Annotated in this window: 18 protein-coding genes; all 18 read right to left on the bottom strand. The window is 49.4% G+C overall.

Translation table 11 applies throughout. From position 1 onward, the window contains the following. Positions 1 to 12: 12 nt before the first annotated feature. Entirely contained in the window at positions 13 to 492 is a 480-nt protein-coding gene (locus J7E85_RS10630; RefSeq protein WP_215157579.1) for a YaiI/YqxD family protein, read from the bottom strand. Positions 493 to 817: 325 nt separating this feature from the next. Beyond that, positions 818 to 2,893, bottom strand: coding sequence for a glycine--tRNA ligase subunit beta (glyS, locus tag J7E85_RS10625; protein ID WP_215157578.1), 2,076 nt, complete (start codon positions 2,891 to 2,893; stop codon positions 818 to 820). Beyond that, complete coding sequence (gene glyQ / locus J7E85_RS10620; protein WP_215157577.1) at positions 2,886 to 3,773, bottom strand: glycine--tRNA ligase subunit alpha; 888 nt, start codon at positions 3,771 to 3,773, stop codon at positions 2,886 to 2,888. Before glyQ ends, glyS begins: the two co-directional genes overlap by 8 nt. Positions 3,774 to 4,143: 370 nt before the next feature. After that, positions 4,144 to 4,899: a DNA repair protein RecO gene (recO, locus tag J7E85_RS10615; protein WP_215157575.1), complete on the bottom strand. Its 756-nt coding sequence runs from the start codon at positions 4,897 to 4,899 to the stop codon at positions 4,144 to 4,146. 36 nt (positions 4,900 to 4,935) lie between these two features. Continuing rightward, entirely contained in the window at positions 4,936 to 5,076 is a 141-nt protein-coding gene (locus J7E85_RS10610; RefSeq protein ID WP_076320595.1) for a YqzL family protein, read from the bottom strand. 134 nt (positions 5,077 to 5,210) lie between these two features. Then, the gene (gene era, locus J7E85_RS10605; RefSeq protein ID WP_215157573.1) at positions 5,211 to 6,113 is read right to left on the bottom strand and encodes a GTPase Era; all 903 of its coding nucleotides are present in this window, start codon (positions 6,111 to 6,113) and stop codon (positions 5,211 to 5,213) included. A 72-nt stretch (positions 6,114 to 6,185) separates the two neighbouring features. Beyond that, the gene (gene cdd, locus J7E85_RS10600) at positions 6,186 to 6,593 is read right to left on the bottom strand and encodes a cytidine deaminase (RefSeq protein ID WP_215157571.1); all 408 of its coding nucleotides are present in this window, start codon (positions 6,591 to 6,593) and stop codon (positions 6,186 to 6,188) included. Positions 6,594 to 6,612: 19 nt separating this feature from the next. Then, complete coding sequence (locus tag J7E85_RS10595; RefSeq protein WP_213645366.1) at positions 6,613 to 6,996, bottom strand: diacylglycerol kinase family protein; 384 nt, start codon at positions 6,994 to 6,996, stop codon at positions 6,613 to 6,615. After that, positions 6,996 to 7,493: an rRNA maturation RNase YbeY gene (ybeY, locus tag J7E85_RS10590; RefSeq protein ID WP_215157569.1), complete on the bottom strand. Its 498-nt coding sequence runs from the start codon at positions 7,491 to 7,493 to the stop codon at positions 6,996 to 6,998. Before ybeY ends, J7E85_RS10595 begins: the two co-directional genes overlap by 1 nt. A gap of 2 nt (positions 7,494 to 7,495) precedes the next feature. Then, entirely contained in the window at positions 7,496 to 9,796 is a 2,301-nt protein-coding gene (locus J7E85_RS10585; protein ID WP_215157561.1) for an HD family phosphohydrolase, read from the bottom strand. 14 nt (positions 9,797 to 9,810) lie between these two features. After that, the gene (locus tag J7E85_RS10580) at positions 9,811 to 10,782 is read right to left on the bottom strand and encodes a PhoH family protein (RefSeq protein ID WP_215157559.1); all 972 of its coding nucleotides are present in this window, start codon (positions 10,780 to 10,782) and stop codon (positions 9,811 to 9,813) included. Positions 10,783 to 10,788: 6 nt separating this feature from the next. Further along, a complete protein-coding gene (gene yqfD, locus J7E85_RS10575) occupies positions 10,789 to 11,982 on the bottom strand; it encodes a sporulation protein YqfD (RefSeq protein WP_215157557.1) in 1,194 nt (397 codons plus the stop codon). Beyond that, positions 11,979 to 12,272, bottom strand: a complete 294-nt coding sequence (yqfC, locus tag J7E85_RS10570; RefSeq protein WP_215157555.1) for a sporulation protein YqfC — start codon at positions 12,270 to 12,272, stop codon at positions 11,979 to 11,981. The genes yqfD and yqfC overlap by 4 nt, the downstream gene beginning before the upstream one ends. Positions 12,273 to 12,412: 140 nt before the next feature. Beyond that, complete coding sequence (locus tag J7E85_RS10565) at positions 12,413 to 12,991, bottom strand: hypothetical protein (RefSeq protein ID WP_215157553.1); 579 nt, start codon at positions 12,989 to 12,991, stop codon at positions 12,413 to 12,415. A gap of 18 nt (positions 12,992 to 13,009) precedes the next feature. Then, positions 13,010 to 14,017 carry a flotillin-like protein FloA gene (gene floA, locus J7E85_RS10560; RefSeq protein ID WP_285228807.1) on the bottom strand — a complete coding sequence of 336 codons (1,008 nt, stop codon included), beginning with the start codon at positions 14,015 to 14,017 and terminating at the stop codon, positions 13,010 to 13,012. A 94-nt stretch (positions 14,018 to 14,111) separates the two neighbouring features. Next, positions 14,112 to 15,416 carry an NfeD family protein gene (locus tag J7E85_RS10555; protein WP_251035640.1) on the bottom strand — a complete coding sequence of 435 codons (1,305 nt, stop codon included), beginning with the start codon at positions 15,414 to 15,416 and terminating at the stop codon, positions 14,112 to 14,114. Between the two features lie 313 nt (positions 15,417 to 15,729). Then, complete coding sequence (locus tag J7E85_RS10550; protein ID WP_053489149.1) at positions 15,730 to 16,170, bottom strand: GatB/YqeY domain-containing protein; 441 nt, start codon at positions 16,168 to 16,170, stop codon at positions 15,730 to 15,732. A gap of 16 nt (positions 16,171 to 16,186) precedes the next feature. Further along, positions 16,187 to 16,360 (bottom strand): 30S ribosomal protein S21, encoded by a 174-nt coding sequence (rpsU, locus tag J7E85_RS10545; protein WP_005547957.1) that lies wholly within the window; start codon positions 16,358 to 16,360, stop codon positions 16,187 to 16,189. Positions 16,361 to 16,480: the final 120 nt, after the last annotated feature.

The following is a 16,480-nucleotide window of genomic DNA, read 5'->3' as shown; positions in this document are numbered from 1 at the left end:
AAATAGTATTCGCTACGGGTGGACATTCTCCTGCAATTCATGCAAAAGTTTTGTCAGTTTATGTTGAAAAAAACTCCGGTCTTCGTCAAGCAGTTTTTTGGGCCCTTTGCCATACTTTCCTTGCTTCCTCGCCTTCGCCTGATGGTGCCGGGAATCCAGCATGAAATCGATATCCGCATTATGGAAAATACGACCACGAAAAGATATCACATGGCATGATTTGGCAAGCGCAAGTGCAGCCAGTCCATAATCCTGCGTCACCACGATATCCCCCCTGGATATGTGGTTAGCGATGTATAGATCCGCACTTTGATCACTCCGATCCACCTGGACCGTCGTAACCCCTTCTTCTGCCTGCTGCAGATGATCATAGGAAGAAACAAGCAGTACCGGCACACGAAATGTACGAGCAGTCTCTGCGATTTCCTTCTTGACTGGACATGCATCACCGTCAACCACGATCGAAATGGAGTTGCTTTCGTTCATTCGCATCACCGGCTTTTATCGTTAATCTTGGGATTCATCTTTATGCTGTATATTATTATATACGTCTTGGGCCGATTAAAATCCTTCTTCTAAGAAAAACGTCTATCGACGTATTTCACAGAAGACAGACCGCGTATAGCGGAAGTTTTTCTTGCGAGATAAGGATGGTAAGCCTCTGAAGCTTATACTTTCTTATCTCTTCAAATAAACAATGACCCTCACTTGCTTGATTCCGTCCGTTCATAGCGAAAGCGCCATCCCGTACATAATCACGGGCTGTCGCTTTCACTGAACAATGCATTATAACATTAGTAAAATCATGCTGTCACTACTACCACACTAATTTTGTGAAATCGGCATAACGCTTCAAATCTCCATCAATACCGGACAGCAGTGCGAGACGATTGGCCCGAACCGCTTCGTCCTCAGCCATGACCATAACGGAGTCGAAGAACCCGGTAATCGGTTCTTTGAGTCCACCCAGCAAGAACAATGAACGTTCACCGTCAGCAGCTTGCAGCGCGGCATGGTAATCTTCGCGGATCGCGCTCCAAGCTTCATAAAGCTTGCCTTCTTCCGTTTCCGTAAACAGTTCAGGATTGACCGCAGCCTTGCCGGCCTTGGCAGCCAAATTGCTGACCCGGTTGAAGGATTCCACCGTCGCCTTGAAGTCCTGGACATGATCCACAGCATTCATCAGCGAGTGACCACGGGATACAACCGACACCACATGATCAAATCCGGCGGTAATCACGGCATCCACCACATCATAACGCTGATCTTCGGACAGCAGCTTCTTCACGCGAAGCCCGAAGAACTCTTTAAGGTCCTTACGGATTTCATCCGTCGAGCGCTTCAAAACGCGAATGTTCTCATGAACCTCCAGGGCCACGCCGAAGACGTCCGATAACGTCACCGGGAATTTGTGCTCCAAGATGATCTGAACGATGCCCGCAGCCTGACGGCGCAGTGCGTAAGGATCCTGGGAGCCTGTCGGAATGATGCCGATGGAGAAGCATCCCACAATCGTATCGATTTTATCCGCGATACTTACGATGGATCCCACCGAGGTGGAAGGCACTGCGTCACCGGCGAAGCGAGGCTGGTAATGCTCAAACACCGCTTTGGCGACCTGCTCCTTCTCACCGGCTTTTCTTGCATAATCCTCTCCCATAACCCCCTGCAGTTCAGGGAATTCATAAACCATCTGGCTCACCAGATCGAATTTGCAAATATCAGCTGCACGGCTCACAGAATCGGCTTCGTCAGCCGAAATGCTAAGCTTCGCGGACAACTGATCGGAAATCCGGCGGATTCTGCGGACTTTATCGCCGATGGTCCCCAGCTCCTCATGGAAAACAATGCTCTCCAGCTTCGATAAGGCATCTTTGATCTGAAGCTTCTGATCTTCCTCATAGAAGAATTTGGCGTCCGACAAACGAGCCCGCAGCACCTTCTCATTCCCTCTTGCGATAACGTCAAGGGAACGGCTGTCTCCGCTGCGCACCGTTACGAAGAACGGAAGCAATTGTCCCTGCTTATCCAGTACAGGGAAATACCGCTGATGCTCACGCATTGAAGTAATTAATACTTCCTGCGGAATATGGAGAAATGAGGAGTCGAATGATCCATACAGCACAGTTGGAGTCTCAACCAGGAACAATACCTCTTCGAGCAAATCATCCTTGATGGCGATATTCCAATCTTTCTCTTGGGCCAATGCCTGGACCTGCGACACAATCATCTCTTGGCGTTCATTCACGTCTACGATGACATGCTGTTCGCGCAATACGTCGCGGTAAGCGGATGCCTCAGGAATAACGGCTTCTCCGCCAAGGAAACGGTGACCACGGGTCACGTTGCCTGCCTTCACGCCCGTAATTTCCAGATCAATCGTCTCACTGCCGAGCAAAGCGACCATCCACTTAATCGGACGGACGAATTTAAATTCGTGCGCCCCCCAGCGCATATTTTTTGGAAATGTCATCGAAGTCAAAATGCCAAGAAGTCCTTCGGACAGGATCGACTTCGTATCCACGCCGACGCTGTTCTTCGTCACATAGATATACTCTACCCCGCCGAGCTCCTTAAACGTAAAACTCTCGGGATCTACGCCCTGGCTTTTTGCAAAGCCAAGCGCTGCCTTGCTCCACTGTCCGCTATCATCCAATGCGATCTTACGGGAAGGCCCTTTCACTTCTTCGCTGACGTCCTCTTGTTTGTCCGCAACGTTCTGTACCCATACTGCCAAGCGGCGCGGCGTAGCATATGCCGTTACTTCGCCATGTCCGATTCTGGAAACATCCAGCCATTTGACCAATTTGTCCTGAAGCTGTTCCATCGCGGCGCGCAGAAATCTCGCCGGAACCTCTTCCAGACCGATTTCAAACAATAAATCCTTAGGCATGGTCTGTGCCCCCTTTCTTAATCAACGGGAAGCCCAGCTTCTCGCGCTCCTCCAAATACGTGGCTGCAACCTGACGAGCCAGGTTTCGCACGCGCATAATGTATCCCGTTCTCTCCGTTACACTGATCGCCCCTCTGGCATCCAGCAGGTTAAACGTGTGGGAGCATTTTAGAACATAATCGTAAGCCGGGAATACTAACTTTTGGTTCATTGCTTTGTTCGCTTCTTCTTCATACATGTTAAACAGCGTAAACAGCATCTTCACGTCGGACACTTCAAAGGTGTACTTCGAATGCTCGAATTCCGGCTGATGGAATACGTCTCCATAGGTGATGCCGTCTACCCACTCCAGATCAAACACGTTCTCTTTATCCTGGATGTAGGAGGCAAGACGCTCCATACCATAGGTAATCTCTACAGCGACTGGGCTAGCGTCAATGCCGCCAACCTGCTGGAAGTACGTAAACTGCGTAATTTCCATACCATCCAGCCATACTTCCCAGCCAAGGCCCCATGCACCAAGCGTCGGCGCTTCCCAATTGTCCTCAACAAAACGAATGTCATGATCAAGCGGGTTGATGCCAAGACGCTTCAGGCTCTCCAAATACAGCTCTTGAATATTGTCCGGCGAAGGTTTCAAAATGACCTGAAATTGGTGATGCTGATACAGACGGTTCGGGTTCTCTCCATAGCGGCCGTCAGCAGGGCGACGGGAAGGCTCTACATAAGCCACATTCCAAGGCTCGGGTCCGATCGAACGCAAATATGTCATCGGGTTCATCGTACCGGCACCCTTTTCCGTGTCGTACGGCTGCACGATGATGCAATTCTGTTCTGCCCAAAATTGCTGCAGCGTCAAAATCATCTGCTGAAAATTCATGATTTTAGCTCCTTTACATTCTTTTTCTAATTCATTCCGTCATACGTATCCATTCTCTGTACAACAAAAAGCTCTCGCCCTACGCCTGTTGTACAGACATAGGGACGAGAGCTGTAGCTTCCCGCGGTTCCACCCTACTTGGCCCTGCTGCGTCGCCTACACAATCTTAATCTTCAGCGATCAACAAAACCCACTTTATCGTTTCATCATGCTCCCGGGTGCCCTGTTCATGAATATCTCCCACCAGGCTTCCACCGCCCCCGGCTCGCTATTTCGCGGATCGATCATTCACTACTTTCCCGTTCAATGCATGTCAGTATTCAAAAAACTAATAAACTGATAAATATAATACCTCATTCTATATCTTACGTCAAATATTGTACTTGTCCATTTGATCCAAAAAGCTTTGCGATTTCAGACGCAGCCCAAGCTGCATATCCATCAAGGCCCGCATGATTTTTTTGAGCTCGGCCTTCGTTTCGTCCTTTACATCCACATTGCCGAGCCGTCTTAAATCCAGCCGTCCAAACAGGCGGAGCAGCTTCAACGTTCTGGGCGAGATCGCCATCGCCGGCGGATCCAGATGTTTGCAGTAACGGCACAGGACACCGCCAAGCCGGGGGCTCACCAGCATATCCTCGTCTTTTCTCGGCTGATTGCACGATATGCACACATCCAGCTCCGGCCCGTACCCTGCGGCCTGCAAAATTTTCATCTCGTACAGATTGATGATAATTTGAGGATCCTTATCCTCCTGAAGAGCCTCCAGACAAGCTTTGAGCTGATGAAACCAAAAAGCGCCCGTCTCCTCATCCTGCAGCACCCGATCCAAGAGCTCGCAGGCATAAGAAGCATAGGCGGTTTTCACAAGATCCTCTCTGAGCCCGTGATGAGACTCCATGATCTCACCGGCATTCAAGTTGCCGAGCCCCGTACCATTCCGGAAGAAAACATACTCTCCATAGGTAAACAGCTGTGTCAGAGCAGCATGTCGGCTTTTCACCTTCTTTGCTCCTCTGACCAGCACGCCTACCTTGCCCGATTCTTTGGTGCAAAGTGTAATGATTTTGTTCCCTTCACCGTAGTCCATGCTGCGGATGACAATCCCTTCCGCCCGATATAGCATGCGCTTTCCCCCAACCATTCCTGGAACAACCAATAATTACTCGTCTTCTTCATGCGGGGCCGCCTCATCTTCAACGGATGCAGCTGTAAGAACCGACTCACCCTCGGTTTGCTTATACAGCAAATACGCATCGACATCTCCAGTCATCGCAAAATACTTCCACGAAAAATCTCGCATTCGTATTCATCCTCTCTTCGGAAATGACGTTTCGCATCTACGAAAATTAGGATGTGCGCCTAGAGCAGATTTATGAAATGCAATTGTTGGCAGGCGACGCCGTGTATGATTTGCCTCCAATTTGCACTACGGCTTTATTCCCCGCGGTGAAATCCGAGATCGCGAAGAACGCGTTCTTGATTGCGCCAATCTTTTTTAACCTTCACCCAGAGCTCCAAGAAAATTTTGGACCCGAGCAGCCTTTGAATATCCTGACGAGCTTGTCTGCCAACTTCTTTTAGCAGAGCACCCTGCTTGCCAATAATGATGCCCTTTTGGGAATCGCGTTCTACAAAAATCACGGCTGAAATATATACGGTTCCGTTCTCCTCCACCCGCATATCCTCGATGGTAACCGCAATGGAATGAGGAAGTTCCTCTCTTGTCATATGCAAAATTTTCTCGCGAATCAGCTCTGCGCACACGAACTGCTCCGGATGATCCGTTACCTGGTCTTCAGGATAATACTGTGGACCAGGAGGCAAATATTTCCGTATCTGTTCAAGCAGCGTGTCGACATTGTTGCCGAGCTTCGCGGAAATCGGGACGATCTCTGCAAAATCATGCAGCTTCCGATATTGCTCAATCAGAGGCAGCAGAGCGGGCGGCTCAATCTTGTCGATTTTGTTCATTACCAGGATGATTGGAGTCTTGATCTTCTGCAGCTGCTCGGCGATATAACGGTCTCCCCCGCCGATGCCCTCGGAAGCGTCTACCAGAAACAAGGCGGCTTCAACCTCGCCCAGCGTGCTCAAAGCGGTCTGATTCATGTAATCCCCGAGTTTGGATTGACGCTTATGAATTCCCGGTGTATCCAGAAACACCACTTGGGAATCGTTGGTCGTATAAACGCCATGAATTTTATTCCGTGTTGTTTGCGGTTTGTCCGACATGATCGCAATCTTCTGACCGATCACCTGGTTCATCAGCGTTGATTTCCCTACGTTTGGTCTTCCGATTATAGCCACAAATCCGGACTTAAATTGTTTTTTTTGCATACCATTCCTCCGCTACTGTTCCTGTATCTACATGTTGGGTAAACCTTGATATGATCCTGTTCATTTGCAAACTTACTGCTTGTTTAAATCCCAAGGACCAAACGCTCCCGGCAGCAGTTCACTGACGGTCGTCTCCTTGATGTCACCCTTCATATTTCCCATGATCACCTTCATATCCGGCTTGCACAACTCCACCAGCACTTGCCGGCATACCCCGCAAGGCGTGCACGGGCCTTCCGTATCGGCAACGATGGCAATGGCCTGGAAGCTTCCTGCTTCATGACCGTCGGCAATCGCACGGAACAATGCTGTACGCTCAGCGCAATTGGTAGGGCCATATGCGGCATTCTCTACATTACAGCCAAGATGGACCTCTCCGTTCGAATCGAGCAGGGCTGCCCCCACACCAAATGCCGAATAGGGTATGTAAGCCCGCGTACGTGCTTTAATCGCTTCCTGCATTAATAATCCTGCATCCATATCCAGTTCCTCCTATTGTTTAACTTGTCATTGATTGTATCCATTCCCATACCGGTTCATAGAAGACCAGAATGCCAATTACGACGGCAAACACCGCTGCAACTAACGCTGCACCGGCTGCTGTATCCTTAGCCACCCGAGCTAAAACATGTTCTTCTGGCGAGATCAGATCGATAATGGCCTCTACTGCAGTATTCACCAACTCCGCGATAAATACGAGGGCAATCGCCAATAACAAAAACAACCAGCTCATTCGATCCAATTGCAGCAAAGCTGCTGCGATGAATACAATCAAGGCAGCAGCAATGTGGATTTTCATATTACGTTCCGTTTGTACAGCCGTCAAGATGCCGCGTATCGCGCACCCAAATGCCCTGTATAACGATTGTCTGTGCGGCTTCACTATCTTGTCAATCCTACTTCTGCAAGTACAGCCTCCTGCTTGCCCATCATTTCCGCTTCGCTCGCCTCATCCTGATGATCATATCCGAGCAAATGCAGAAATCCGTGAACAAACAGAAAACCAAGCTCCCGTTCCAAGGAATGACCATATTCTTCGCTTTGCAGCTTCGCCCGAGGGACCGAGATAATGATATCACCCAGAACATCCGGCACGCTCTCCAGATCTTCTCCCTCTTCAAGCTCATAAATGATCTCAAGCTCATCGTTCGTAATCTCATTCATTGCAAAGGAGAGAACGTCGGTCGGACGATCGATTCCACGATACTCCCGATTCAATTCATGGATCTGCTCATCATCGACAAAGGTCAGATCCACCTCTCCATCGGTTACGCCTTCAGCCTCTCCGGCCTTCTGAAGAATCACTTCAAGCAGGGCGATCAATTCCTCGCTAATCTGAAAATCCTCTTGTTCGTTATTCCATGCCAGCTGCAGGCTCATTCTTATACGCTCCTTCTCTGTTCCTCACTCGTTGCGGATGTCTCGGAAGCAGTCGAGATATCGCCATTTGGTGCGGACGGCTTGGGACGCTTCACATCTTCCGGATATTCGATCCGGGAATGGAAAATCCCCATCACCGTTTCCTTTAATGTCTTGGCGATAATATCCAGTTCCTTCATCGTTAAATCACAATCATTAAACTGATGGTCGTCCAGGCGACCTTTGATAATCTTCTCGATCATCGATTCAACCTGTTCCACCGTCGGTTTACGCAATGAACGGACAGCCGCTTCCACGCTGTCAGCTATGCCGACAATCGCAGACTCCTTGGATTGAGCCTTCGGTCCTGGATAACGGAAATCATCTTCGGTGAAATCCGGTTCGATGCCCTGCTCCTCAGCCTGGCGAACCGCTTTATGATAAAAATAGTGTAAAAACGTTGTACCATGGTGCTGCTCTGCGATATCCCGTATCGGTTTAGGCAGCTTGTACTCCTTGAGCATTTCCACGCCATCCCTTGCGTGAGCAACGATAATGGATTTACTCAGCTTCGGTTCAATGGAATCATGCGGGTTCTCCATATTGTTCTGGTTCTCGATGAAATAGATCGGCCGCTTAGTTTTTCCGATATCATGATAGTAGGAACCGACGCGGCACAGCAGTCCATTGGCGCCAATCGCTTCTGCCGCAGCTTCGGACAAATTTCCGACCATGACACTGTGGTGATATGTTCCCGGCGTCTCCGTCAACAGTTTGCGGAGCAGCGGATGGTTCGGGTTCGATAATTCCACCAGCTTCAGCGCCGACAAAATACCGAAGGTTACTTCGAAGAACGGCATTAACCCGATAACCAGGATGGCCGTTAACAAGCCGCCGGCGATGGCAAAACCGATCGAATACAGCGTTTCGCTCGTAGTCCATGTATCGTTATTGAGCAGCAGCATGATAAACACGATCAATGAGCCGAAGAGAGAAGCCATAATACCGCCCTTCAGCATCGTCGACCGCTGGCTCGCGCGGTGAATCGAGAAGATCGCCACGCAAGAAGTCACGGCTGCGAATAGCCCGAACTTGAAGTCAAACAATTCGCCTTGCACGTTCAATATAACACTTGCCATGATGCTGAAAATGATAACGCTGAAATAGGCCAGCGAGGTTTCCAGCAGCAGGGCAATCAGAATCGCGCCAATCGCGACAGGTGCAAGATATCCCACATACATTTGGGAATCGCTTTGCAGAAATGCGGTCAAATGCATGGGGATCAGCGTGATCACATACACCAGGACCAGCATTAGCAGCTGCGAGTTGTTATATTTGAATTTACCGGGTTCCGACTGCCGGATGAAATTGAGTATGCCAAGAGACAGCAAGACGGACAGAAGCAGAACGCCCAGCTCAGGCCAGTAATTAATATCGTCCTTCAGCAGGCCGTTTTTACCAAGCAGCTCGTATAGCTCCGGTGTGATCAACTGGCCCTTCGCTACGAGGATATCCCCTTGTTTGATAAACACGGGCGGGGTATTCTCTCTGGCCTCAACCTTCGCATTTTTCGTGGCAACCTCATCATAGAACTTGTTGGCCGTAATCGTTAAACTCGCCAATTCCTGAACGACTTCCCTGGCGGTCCGATCATTCAACGAGCTTGTGTTCACTCTCTCCGCCACGCGGGTACGGGCCGTATCGGCATCCACGATTTCGTTCAGCATCAGCCTGGATACAATCTCGCGAGCTACAGGCTTCATCTGAATAATATCTTCCGAATTCAACCTCGGTATCTTAATGAACGTTTCCTCAGGGATCCGATAGGTTTGTTCTTCGATGACCCGCTGCATTTCCTGAAGCAGCTCTTTGGAATAAGCTTCATTCGTGCTGTTGGCCGACACGAAGTTTTGCACGAATTCTCGGGCCATCCTCGGAATTTCTCTGCGATAAACTTCCACCTTTTCCGCGGAGCTTATATCCACGTCCTGATTCACACGTTCAATACGGTCAAGGATTTGCGTAACCAGAACGTCATTCCGCAGAGGAACGAGAGGGTAAATCGGCTGGACGTTCTCCGCCGCCGCCTCCTGCGCCTTCAGCGTTGCCTTGCTATCCTCAATTTGCACGGGCGCCACGATATTTTTTTCGCTTTTCGTATTAACCTGTATGTCATACCGCTCCGGCAAAAGCTTGGATGCTAGACTGATATAAAAGAGTAAAGCAAGCAGCAAAAACAGAATATAGCGTGTTGCCACGCTATATTTCCATCCGCTGTTTTTACCCCATATGGACTTGTCCGTCGATGGTTCTTTGGAGGCCATTGCGACAATCCCCTTTAATCTTGGTTTTCTGCTGCTTTATCATAAGCGACGATGATTTTTTGTACTAAAGAGTGGCGTACGACATCCTGTTCGGCAAAATAGACGAATCCGACTTCCTCAATTTCGCTTAATATCCTTTTAGCTTCGATAAGTCCTGATTTCTTGCCTCGCGGCAGGTCAATCTGGGTTACGTCCCCTGTTATGACCATCTTCGAGCCGAATCCAAGCCGTGTCAGAAACATCTTCATCTGCTCCGGTGTGGTATTCTGTGCTTCGTCCAAAATAATAAATGAATCATCCAGCGTCCGCCCGCGCATGTAAGCAAGCGGCGCAATTTCAATCAACCCACGCTCTAGTGCCTTGGCCGTTTGATCCGGGCCCATGACGTCGTATAAGGCATCGTACAACGGTCTGAGATAAGGATCAACCTTCTCCTGCAGATCTCCCGGCAGGAAGCCCAGGCTCTCTCCAGCCTCGACTGCAGGCCTTGTCAGAATGATCCGTTTGGCGGATCCCTCCTTCAGTGCGGCAACAGCCAGAACAACGGCCAGGTAGGTTTTCCCTGTTCCGGCAGGACCGATACCGAATACAATATCCCGTTTCTTGATGGTGGTCACATAGTGCTTCTGACCGATGGTTTTCACACGAATAGGCTTACCCTTGAAGGTTGTCGTGATTTCGCCCTTGTACAGATCCAGCAATTGATCCGCTCTCAGATCCTTGGCAAGTTCTACTGCATAAAGAATATCACGCTCGGTCAAAATGTAGCCGTTACGCACAAGCTGGAGCAGCACTTCAAACAGCTGCTGAAGACTCTCCACATTTCGATGTTGTCCCCGAATGGTGATGACTGCTTCCCGTGAATCAATCGTCGCAGGAATTTCTTTTTCGATTAGTTTAAGAAATGTATCTTGTGGTCCGAATAAGGACAGACCTTCTGACGCGCTTTGAAGTAAAATTTGAATGCTGGTCGTTTGCTGTGACAAATAGCCTCATTCTCCTTGATCATATACTATGGGAAGTTCTTTTGCGATGGTCTCTTCCACCTCAAAAAGCACTTTCATATAAACTTTACCATTCTCTTTCTTATCATGCAAAATTTTTTGGCTTACGAATTTGGAATTCGCCCCATATTTCGCCAAAATATCCCGGCGTGCTCCCTCGATTCCCTCTTTTTTCGCTTCATCCTCGTTTATGGTCCGCTGGACCTCGGTAACCTCCATGATCTTTTCCGTCATCCAGCCCAGCGGAAGCACGCGCGTCCTCCAAGTAAGCGGATCATAGAAGGTCAAGGTCTCCTGCTGCGAAAACGGAATATCCCCGTATCCCCACAACTGGACGGCCCGATCACCAAATACGATATAGGAGCGCTTCTTCCCTTCCCCCGTATAAACCTTATGTGTCTTCACCAATGGAATCTCGATATCGTATTCATGCCATACAAGGCCTTTCACTTCCCCTTTGGCTACAATTCGTTCCGAGTTTTCCTCATCGCCAAGGACACCGGAGATCAGAACGTCGCCCTTCTTTACCCTGCTGTTAATCCCTACTTTAGGGATCCCCTTCTCAGCGTATATATGGGTGATGACAGCGTCCTGTGTACTGATCAGATGCCTTGGGCTCTGAAGCGGCGGTTTCTCCGGAACGGCCGCCTCTACGATCTGTATGCGCATGCGCGTCCCGTTGCGTTCCACCCCTACCCATGAAGTTCCCGGGAGGCGGGCCGTCATATTCCCGGACAGCTTGTCCAGCGATTGCAGCTTGAATATCCATTGAAACGGGTAGATCCCTTCCAACTTGGCCGCATCTAACACATCTTCTGAAGCGATGGTTTCATTCCCCTCTACTTCCACATTCCACACCATCGAGGAAAGCGTCAGCAGGATCATAAAAAACGCAACAACGCCGATTACAAACGCTTTGCGTTTCAGCAGGCGGCGAGCTTTGAAGGGGTATCCGTAGCGCCCCTTGATGCGCGTACGGAAGCCTGTCCGTTTTAACAGCGGACGGAGCCCTCTGAAATCCTTCAGCAGCAGCTTAAGCTCTGCTGAGTGAGCCCCTGTCGGTGTTACATCCCAAACCGGGATCCCCGCCTCCGCCAATGAATTGATGAATGCTTCCACATGCTCACCGCGAACAGCGAGCTTCAAATATCCTCGAAGATGGATCATCGTTGGAATCTTCACGGTTTCTCCCCCGTTCCTATGTATTGAATATGATGAATGGTGCCAATGATGGTCACTTCATGACTTTGAATAGCCTGAATCGCAAGTCCGGTCCCCGAAATCTCCAAAGAACCCTGCGTTAAAGACAACACAAGTCGCTCCTCGGAAAAATGCCGAACTTCGCGATGATTTTCGATATGCAGCTCTTTATTGCCAATCAGGGTCAACCGCGGCAAATCAAATAACAGGTCCTGTGGCAAATCAAGCATCTCTTGGGTCCATTTCTGCAGCTTGCGGCTGATGCGGGACATATGGAGACTTTCCCCCTTCCTGTACTGTACACCTTATGCCCCAAGAAGCTGTTTTATGAGATGAAAAGTAAAAAGACCGCCCCGTCAAAAAATCTGACGAGGCGGTCTCCCGCTTCTATGAATCTATTAACTGCATCCAATTAACGCCGAGGATTCATGGGGCGCTTGGCACGTGGAGTTCCTAGAATTTCGGCCCAAACAATGCCATTTCGAGCTTGTTCTGCAAGAAACGATCCGTTGCCCCTAGACTGTTCACGGTCTTCGTCCTGGCTTTCGACAACCGTTTCAGGTAATGCGATGGTCATCTGGTTCAAATTTGAGTGAATTCGGTTCAAATCCCTCTCCATCATCTCGATTCTATGATCTATGCTATCTGGGTGAGACCTCATCTCTTCCTCACGTCTCGCTCGATCAATCTCTCGATGTTCAAGAGAGTATCCGTTTCCCGTATCCGTCTCTTCTTCATCCATCCGCTCGATCCGGGTGCTTTCCTGAACAGGTGCCGGACGGGAGACTTGTGGAGTCGTCTGTACCCGTCTAACTTCAGGCCGCTGTGGCCGCTGCTGCCCCGGTCTTGCAGGACGGTCCCCTTCGCCGCCAAAGGACGGCATACGGGTTTTTTTCCCCTCCTCAGGGTTCTTGCCGCGTCTTCCGAGGGCGGAAATAATGAAGAAGCCTATAACAGCTACAATGTAAATATTATCAAATAACCAGCTCACTATAGGCTCACCTCATCGTTACTTGGTTTTGTTGTCTCCGGAATTGTCATTATTCTCGCCCATCTTACCGAAGGAACCCCTCATTTGGGTGTCGGCTTCGATATTCTTCAGGTTCATATAATCCATCACGCCGAGTTGGCCGCTGCGAAGTGCTTCAGCCATAGCCAGCGGAACTTGAGATTCCGATTCCACAACGCGCGCTCTCATCTCCACGACGCGAGCCTTCATCTCTTGCTCTTGGGCTACCGCCATGGCACGGCGCTCTTCCGCCTTCGCTTGGGCAATACGCTTGTCGGCTTCCGCCTGTTCGGTCTGCAAGTACGCGCCGATGTTTTTGCCTACATCCACGTCCGCGATATCGATCGACAGGATTTCAAACGCTGTCCCTGCATCTAGCCCCTTGGACAGGACCGTTCTCGAGATCATATCCGGATTTTCAAGGACATCTTTATGCGAATTACTGGAACCTACTGTAGTTACGATACCTTCACCAACACGAGCAATAATTGTCTCTTCGCCAGCGCCCCCGACCAAACGGTCAATGTTGGCACGTACGGTTACACGGGCTTTAACTTTCACTTCAATACCGTCTTTTGCTACAGCCGCAACGGTTGGCGTCTCAATGACGCGCGGGTTAACACTCATCTGAACTGCCTGCAGAACATCACGTCCCGCAAGATCAATCGCGGCAGCTCTTTCGAATTCGAGCGGAATATTCGCACGTTGGGCTGCAATCAAGGCATTAATTACCCGGTCTACGTTACCGCCTGCCAGATAGTGACTCTCCAACTGGTTAATGTTTAGACCCAGACCTGCTTTTGTCGCCTTGATGAGCGGATTCACGATCCGGCTTGGCGTTACACGCCGCAGACGCATAGCCACCAATGTAATAATCCCCACGCGAACGCCGGAAGCGATCGCCGAGATCCAGAGCATCAACGGGAAGAAACTGAAAAACACGCTAAGCACGATAATCGCGACAACACCGATTAGAAGAATCGGTACCAATGAACCATCCAATTCCATATTCGTTTACCCTCCATTATTGAATATTGGCTTCATAAACTTAGAACATTTACAACACTAGCCCTTTTAATACTACACAATTACGCGGCAAGGTTCACCCTTTTTCTTCCTCTACCACAATTCTGGTGCCGTCCGTCTTGATGACGCGGACCGGGCGGCCGGAATCGATGAATCCTCCAAGGGTAACCACATCAAGCCGTCGTCCCTCAAGCTCCATCGTTCCAGCCGGCCGAAGCGGCGTAATCGAAGTTCCGACCAGACCGATAAGTACATCCCGGTCTTCATTCGGAATATATCCCTGCTCCTTCGATAGGCTCTCACTGAGTATAAACTTACGCCATATCCCCCGTTCCTTAAATACGAGAGCGACCACGATGATAGCCACCAAAGCACATGCGGCTGCAATACCAAGGGACAGGGCGACATGAGACGTACTGTAGGCCGCCATAACGACGCCAGCAATCAAGCTGGCTGATCCGATGATACCCAGTATCCCGAAGCTTGGCACAAACAGCTCCATCGCCAGCATCACGATCCCGATCACAAACAGCAGCCAGGTCTCCCAACCGGCAAATCCAGCGACCTGGTTACCGAAGAAATACAGTACAAATGCGGTCACCCCTAGAATTCCCGGCACACCAAAGCCCGGAACAATCACTTCGATAATGACACCTGCGATACCAATGAAGAGCAGCAGCGTCATCACACCGGGATGCGTAAGAAAGGTAGCCAACTTCTCTGAGAAGGTCGGCTCCATCCGAAACACATCCTCCGTGGAATAATCCATCCACGCAATGACTTCCTCTGTGCTGGTTGCAATCGTATCCGCATAACCTGTCTTGAGCGCTTCATCATGCGTCAACGATATAATCTCGCCTGGCTGCTTGGTCAAACCGATTTCAGGTATATCGACCTTTAGATTTAGATCAGCCATTCCCTTGGCAATTTCCGGATTTCGACCTGAAGCTTCTGCAGCACTTGCCATGCTGGTTTTCCACCAGGAAACCATCTTCGCATCCTCAATCGGATTTCCTCTGGCATCCACCATATAAGCCGCGCCGATCATACTACCCTTGGACATGGCAATCTTGTCTGCATTAAGCGCGATGTAACTGCCTGCCGATGCGGCATCACCCGTAATGTAAGCCACGATCGGAATATCGCTGTCCTTCATCAAGGCTGCAATTTTACCGGCTTGGTCGACCAGACCTCCCGGCGTATCGATTTCCAGGACGATTAATCCTGCCCCCATCTTCTCGGCTTCCTTAAACCCGCGTTCCATAAAGCTGGTTAGGCCACGCTCGATCTGCTGCTTGACCGGAATGACGTATACCGACCCGATGTTAGCCGCCATTGCGGATTTCACTGGACCTACATACACTCCGATGGATATCAGCATCATAACAACTGCTGCCGTGAATGTCAGGAATTTGCGGATCCAAAACGATTTGCTCAATCTGTTCCCCTCCTTTTCGACGTATTAAGCCATCTGTACCCTTACTTCGACAAAAAGGGTTCAGCGACCTGCCTTTTGCATAAGCATATGTATCTACTTGCACTCATATGGTAGTTATTACGAATCAGAAACGATTTCGTTTCAAAAAGTATACCCATTCTTAAAAAAACCATCGCGAAGAGGCGGTCCTCGAAAGCATACCCATAAAAAAGAAAAAACACCCCTTGAGAAAACAAGGGGTGTTTCACTTATGTTGTTACAGAAATTGTTGAACAACTTGATTGACAAGCTTTCCATCTGCACGCCCTTTAACTTTCGGCATGAGAGCGCTCATTACTTTACCCATCTCGGCTTTTGAAGAAGCACCGGTTTCCTGGATGGTCTGCTGTACAATGACTTTAATTTCTTCTTCAGTAAGCTGTTCCGGGAGGTAGGCGCTAAGGAGCTCAATTTCTGCTTTTGCATCGGCGGCAAGATCGTCGCGTCCCGCTTTTTCAAATTCTTGGAGGGCATCTTTGCGCTGTTTGATTTCACGACTAAAAATATCAAGCACTTCGTTGTCATCCAAACTTCGTTTCAAATCTATTTCAAGATTTTTTATCGTCGAACGAACCATTCGAATCGTTGAGAGTTTGAACTTGTCCTTACTCCTCATCGCTTGCTTCATATCTTCGTTCAATCGTTCGCTAAGATTCATGCTAGTTCAGATCCTCCTAAAACTTTCTCTTACGAGCAGCCTCGGACTTTTTCTTGCGCTTTACGCTTGGCTTTTCATAATGCTTGCGTTTCTTCACTTCAGCCAATACGCCATCTTTAGCAATGGAACGCTTGAAGCGACGAAGTGCAGCATCAATTGTCTCGTTTTTGCGAACTTTAGTTTCAGACACCAGTTTTCCCTCCCTCCGACCAGACCGTCCAAGAGCATTAACACGGTTCATCAAACTTCATTATAGGGCAAACGGAAATAGGGTGTCAACCTTAGACATCTATTTTACGATAGTGGCAAG

The sequence above is a fragment of the Paenibacillus sp. ISL-20 genome (assembly GCF_018613005.1).
In the GTDB taxonomy this organism is placed as follows: Bacteria; Bacillota; Bacilli; order Paenibacillales; family Paenibacillaceae; genus Paenibacillus_AQ.
The sequence above is the reverse complement of the archived record's forward strand: the minus strand, read 5'-3'. Positions and strand labels throughout refer to the sequence as shown.